Annotated in this window: 4 protein-coding genes; 2 read left to right on the top strand and 2 right to left on the bottom strand. The window is 71.7% G+C overall.

All coding sequences use genetic code 11. The annotated features are described in order from the left end of the window. Positions 1-29: 29 nt before the first annotated feature. Together AC1DP0_RS17985 and AC1DP0_RS17980 are read right to left on the bottom strand one after the other, a co-directional pair. Positions 30-890, bottom strand: coding sequence for an Fpg/Nei family DNA glycosylase (locus tag AC1DP0_RS17985; protein WP_478087048.1), 861 nt, complete (start codon positions 888-890; stop codon positions 30-32). Between the two features lie 12 nt (positions 891-902). Beyond that, the gene (locus AC1DP0_RS17980; protein ID WP_478087046.1) at positions 903-2015 is read right to left on the bottom strand and encodes an App1 family protein; all 1113 of its coding nucleotides are present in this window, start codon (positions 2013-2015) and stop codon (positions 903-905) included. A gap of 90 nt (positions 2016-2105) precedes the next feature. Between AC1DP0_RS17980 and AC1DP0_RS17975 the strand changes: the two genes are divergently transcribed. Beyond that, on the top strand, positions 2106-2738 hold the full coding sequence (locus tag AC1DP0_RS17975) for an N-acetyltransferase (RefSeq protein ID WP_478087044.1): 633 nt from the start codon (positions 2106-2108) through the stop codon (positions 2736-2738). A 46-nt stretch (positions 2739-2784) separates the two neighbouring features. Then, positions 2785-4710 (top strand): penicillin-binding transpeptidase domain-containing protein, encoded by a 1926-nt coding sequence (locus AC1DP0_RS17970; RefSeq protein ID WP_478087041.1) that lies wholly within the window; start codon positions 2785-2787, stop codon positions 4708-4710. Positions 4711-4943: the final 233 nt, after the last annotated feature.

Here is a 4943-nt window from a genome sequence, read left to right as displayed (position 1 = left end):
CACCCGGCGCGCCCTCTCTGCGTGCGGGACTACTTGAGCAACTTGGACATCCGCCGGTCGGCGAGCGGTTTGCCGCCGGTCTGGCAGGTGGGGCAGTACTGCAGGGACGTGTCGGCGAACGACACCTCACGCACGGTGTCGCCACACTCCGGACACAGCTCGCCGGTGCGGGCGTGGACCCGCATGCCGGCGCGCTTGGCGTCCTTGAGCTCCTTGGCCGGCTTGCCCGACGCCGTCGCGACCGCGCCCTTGAGCGTGTCGCGCAGAGCGGCATACAACCGGTCGACGACCTCGGGGGGGAGCGAGCCGGCGATGGCGAAGGGACTGATCTTCGCGACGTGGAGGATCTCGTCGGAGTAGGCATTGCCGACGCCGGCGATGAACTCCTGGTCGCGGAGCAGCCCCTTGATCTGGGTGCGCCGGCCGTCGAGCATCGAGCGGAACTGCTCGATGCTGAAGTCGTCGGCCATCGGGTCGGGTCCCAGCCGCGCGATCCCGGGCACCTCGGTCGGGTCCTTGACGATGTAGGCCGCGAGCGACTTCTTCGTGCCCGCCTCGGTCAGGTCGAAGCCGGATCCGTCGGAGAGGCGCACGCGCAGGGCGATCGGCGACTTGCCGGGGCGCACGACCGTCGCGGGCATCTGGTCGGACCAGCGCAGCCAGCCGGCGCGCGCGAGGTGGAAGACGAGGTGCGTGCCGTCGGCGTCGATGTCGAGGAACTTGCCGTGGCGGTGGACGCCGTCGACGGGCGCCCCCTCGAGCGCCTGCGGCGGCGGGTTGAAGGTCTTGAGCACGCTGAACGACGCGAGCTCGACCGACGTGATGGCGAGACCATCCGTCCGCTCGGCGAGGAAGTCGACGAGCGCCTGCACCTCCGGCAGCTCAGGCATGGCGCCAGTCTGTCATCCGGAGACGACGGAACGACCCGGACGCGAGGGCTGTTCGTCGGTGGCCACGGCCTCCCCGACCTTGCCGGCGTCGCTGAGCACCCGCAACAGCCCGTGCCCGTCCGGCCCCGAGAAGGTCGGCACCGAGCGCGCCGCCCACGGCCGCATCGGCGAGTCGATGCGGATCGGGTTGGACAGCACCTGCTCCTTCGGGGACAGGTGGCGGATGCAGATGGCGTCGACCCGGTCGGGCCTGGCCTCGGCGAAGTCGGCGTAGATCTGCGGGTCGTGCTGGCCGTCGTCGCCGATGAGCAGCCACCTGATGTCAGGGAAGTCACGGGCGAGCCGGTCGAGGCAGCTGCGCTTGTGCGCCTGGCCGCTGCGGAACCAGCCGGTGTTGGTGGGACCCCAGTCGGTGAGCATGAGCGGCCCGAGGGGGAAGCCGTTCTCGACGAGGAAGCGGTTGAGGGTCGCGGCCGTGTTCCAGGCGCCTGTCGAGACGTAGACGATGGGGGCGCCCGGGTGCGCCGAGAGGATGCGGCGGTACATCGGGGCCATGCCGGACACGGAGTGCCGAGCCTTGCCGCGCCGGACGAAGGTGTTGAACGCCGCGATCATCGGGCGCGGCAGCATCGTGGTGATGACGGTGTCGTCGATGTCGCTGACGATCCCGTGCGTCACGCCGTCGGCGACGATGAAGACGTCGGCCGCGACCGGGTCAGTGCCCTGCGCCTCGACGACGACCTGCTGCCACCCCGGCTCGAGACCGTGGTCGCGGGCCACGATGTCGACGTGGCCGCCTCGGTCGGACCGGCCGTAGACCTCGCGGTCGCCCACGGTGACCTTGACGGGGACGCCGGTGGCCGGCGACGTGAGGAAGGCGCGCCAGCCGCGGTCGTAGTGAGCCGGGCTCAGGGCGCCGGTGGCGTCCTGACGGGCCTCGGGTCCCTCGATGTGCTCGCGACCCTTGCGCCCGAGCAGGATCCGGGCATACACCCGCACGAAGCTCGTCGATCCGTAGCCCACGTGGGTGATGACGCGGTTGCCCCAGCCGCGGCTGCGCAGCACGCGTTCGACCTGCTCGTGGACGGCGTCCTCGACGATGGCGGCCGCGTGCGGTCGTGACATGGCCTCAACCTACCCGCCGGGGCGCCGAGTGGGTGCCAACAGGTGGACCCCGGCGGGCGCGGGCGGGACGAGCCGGGTTGGATGGATGGCGTGCACCCCATCGCGGAAGTCCTCAGCAAGGCCGCAGGCGGCGACTTCCCCACCGTCGACGGTGGGTGGGAGCGCGTCGAACCATGGCGTCCCGGCGTCGAGGGCGTTGTCGCGTTCACCGGCCGCGCCTTCCTCGCCGTCGACGACGACGTCTCCGACGGCACCCTCGTCTCGCTCGGCCCGGACGGCTTCGGGGGCGCCAGCAACCCGCGCCTCGTCTCCCGGCTCGCCGGGAGCGGCTGGATCGACGCCCTCGACATCGTGCTCGTCGCTCGCGGCACGGGCGGCGAGCCCACTCTCGTGCCCCGCAGCGACCTGCGCAACCATCCCCGTGCCCAGCACGCCACATCGGTGCGCAGCGCCGTCGCGACCTTCGGGTATGCCGCCCCGGACGACCACACGCTCGTGACCCTCTCGACCGGGCTGGGTGGACTGCCCGAGGTCGGGGTCGAGATCGACCCCCGCAAGGACCACGTCGGCGCCGACCTCGTCAGGGACGCGTTGACCCTCCTCCCGGAGGGCGAGGTCGTCGTCGCCGCGTGTGCCCCGGGCAACGCCCGGGCCCTGCGCGCCTTCCTGTCGGCAGGCTTCGAGCCGGTCGCGTCGGTGCAGCTCTGGCGCCCCGAGCGCTGACCGTCCGGTGACGAGCATGTCGCGCTGCGGCACGTACCGTGGGGCCATGTTCAGGGGATCTCGCGCCAGGACTCTCGTCTCCGTCTCGCTCACGGGCGTGCTCGCCGGCACGCTCGCGGCCGGGTGCTCGATGTTCGACTCGCCGCCTGAGCCCGGTGACGCCGCGCGCGCCCTCGCCGCAGGCCTGTCCACGGGCGACCTCGGTGCCRTGACCTTCAAGGGCACGACCCCGGCCAGGGCCACTGCATTCGTCACGGCCGCCTACAAGGACCTCGGCACGCTGCGACCCCAGGTGTCGCTGAGCGAGATGAGCCACGCCGAGGGCTCCGACCGTGCGACGGCGACGCTCGTGAGCCGGTGGGACGTCTCGACGTCCCCCACCGACTGGACCTACACGACCCAGGTCCCGATGACCCTGGTCGACGGCCGGTGGCAGGTGTCGTGGACGCCGGGCGTCGTGGCGCCCCAGCTCACCGCCGACGAGACCCTGGACGTCGCCCGCAAGTGGCCGCAGCGCGCCGACATCGTCGACGCCGCCGGCGGCAAGATCATGACGGAGCGCGAGGTCGCGGCGGTCGGCATCGACAAGACGAAGGTGTCCGGGGCCGAGGCCACCGCCTCCGCGAAGGCGCTGGCGGCGCTCATCGGCATCGACCCCGCCCGTTTCGCCGCGAAGGTCGGGGCTGCGGGCTCCAGGGCCTTCGTCCAGGGCGTGTCGCTGCGCCAGACCGACCCCGTCCTGGAGCGGAACGGCGCGGCGATCGCCAAGGTCAAGGGCGCGCTCACCGTGCCGACGATGCAGGTCCTCGGCCCGACCCGCACGTGGGCCGCCCCGATCCTCGGCACGGTCGGCGAGGCGAACGCCGAGCAGATCAAGGCCTCGAAGGGCACGCTCGAGGCGGGCGACTCCGTCGGCCAGACCGGGCTGCAGTACCGCTACGACGCGCAGCTGCGCGGCACCCCCGGCCTCGCCGTCCACGCCGTCAAGCGCGGCGCCGACGGCAGCATCCTCGACAAGCGGGAGCTCTACGCCGAGCCGTCCACCGACGGCAAGCCGCTGACGATCACCCTCGACCAGAAGGCGCAGAGCGCGGCCGAGGCAGCGCTCGCCCAGCAGACGGCGCACCCCACCGCCCTCGTCGCCGTGCGGGTGTCGACGGGAGAGATCCTCGCGGCGGCCGTCGGGCCGGCCGCGAACGGCTCGACCCTCGCGCTCGCCGGCAAGGAGGCGCCCGGCTCGACGTTCAAGATCGTCAGCTCCCTCGCCAACGTGCGCAAGGGCGCCACCGCCGACACGACGCTGCCCTGCACCCCGACGCTGACGGTCAACGGCCGCCAGTTCAGCAACTACACGACCTACCCCGCCCAGCACCTCGGGGACATCCCGATGCGGACCGCGCTCGCCTACTCGTGCAACACGGCCTTCATCAGCCAGTACCAGAAGGTGAGCCAGAACGACCTCGTCACCGCGGCGCAGTCACTCGGGATGGGCGAGAAGCTCGACCTGCCGTTCACCGGGTTCCTCGGCTCGGTGCCGCCGACGGACGACGTCGTCGAGCACGCGGCCTCGTTCATCGGCCAGGGCCGCGTCGAGGCGTCGCCGCTGACGATGGCCCTCGTCGTCGCCTCGGTGATGAAGGGCCAGACGGTGCGTCCGCAGCTCGTCGCCGGCGCACCCGCCCTGCCCCCGCCCGCCACGCCGCTCGCCGCCACCGAGGCCGACGTCCTGCGCCAGGAGATGCGCGCCGTCGTGGCCGAGGGTTCCGGCACGGTCCTCAAGCCGCTCGGCGTCGAGTACGCCAAGACGGGCACCGCCGAGTTCGGGACGAAGAACCCGCCCGACACCCACGCCTGGATGGTCGCGGGCCGCGGCGACATCGCGATCGCCGCCTACAACGAGGTCGGCGACAACGGCGTGACGGGCGCCGCGCCCTTCATCGTCAGCTTCCTCAAGGCATACGACCTCCACTGACCCCTAGACACGTCGAGTGCCCACTTCCCGACGCAGGAAAGTGAGCACTCGTCTGAGGCAGGCAAGAGACAAAGTCGAGTGCCCACTTCCCGACGCAGGAAAGTGAGCACTCGTCTGAGGCAGGCAAGAGACAAAGTCGAGTGCCCACTTCCCGACGCAGGAAAGTGAGCACTCGACCGGGGGCCAGGCTCCCAGATACAAAGTCGAGTGCCCAGTTCCCGACAATCGGGAAC

The sequence above is a fragment of the Terrabacter sp. P5_B1 genome, from assembly GCF_056400505.1.
The sequence above is the reverse complement of the archived record's forward strand: the minus strand, read 5'-3'. Positions and strand labels throughout refer to the sequence as shown.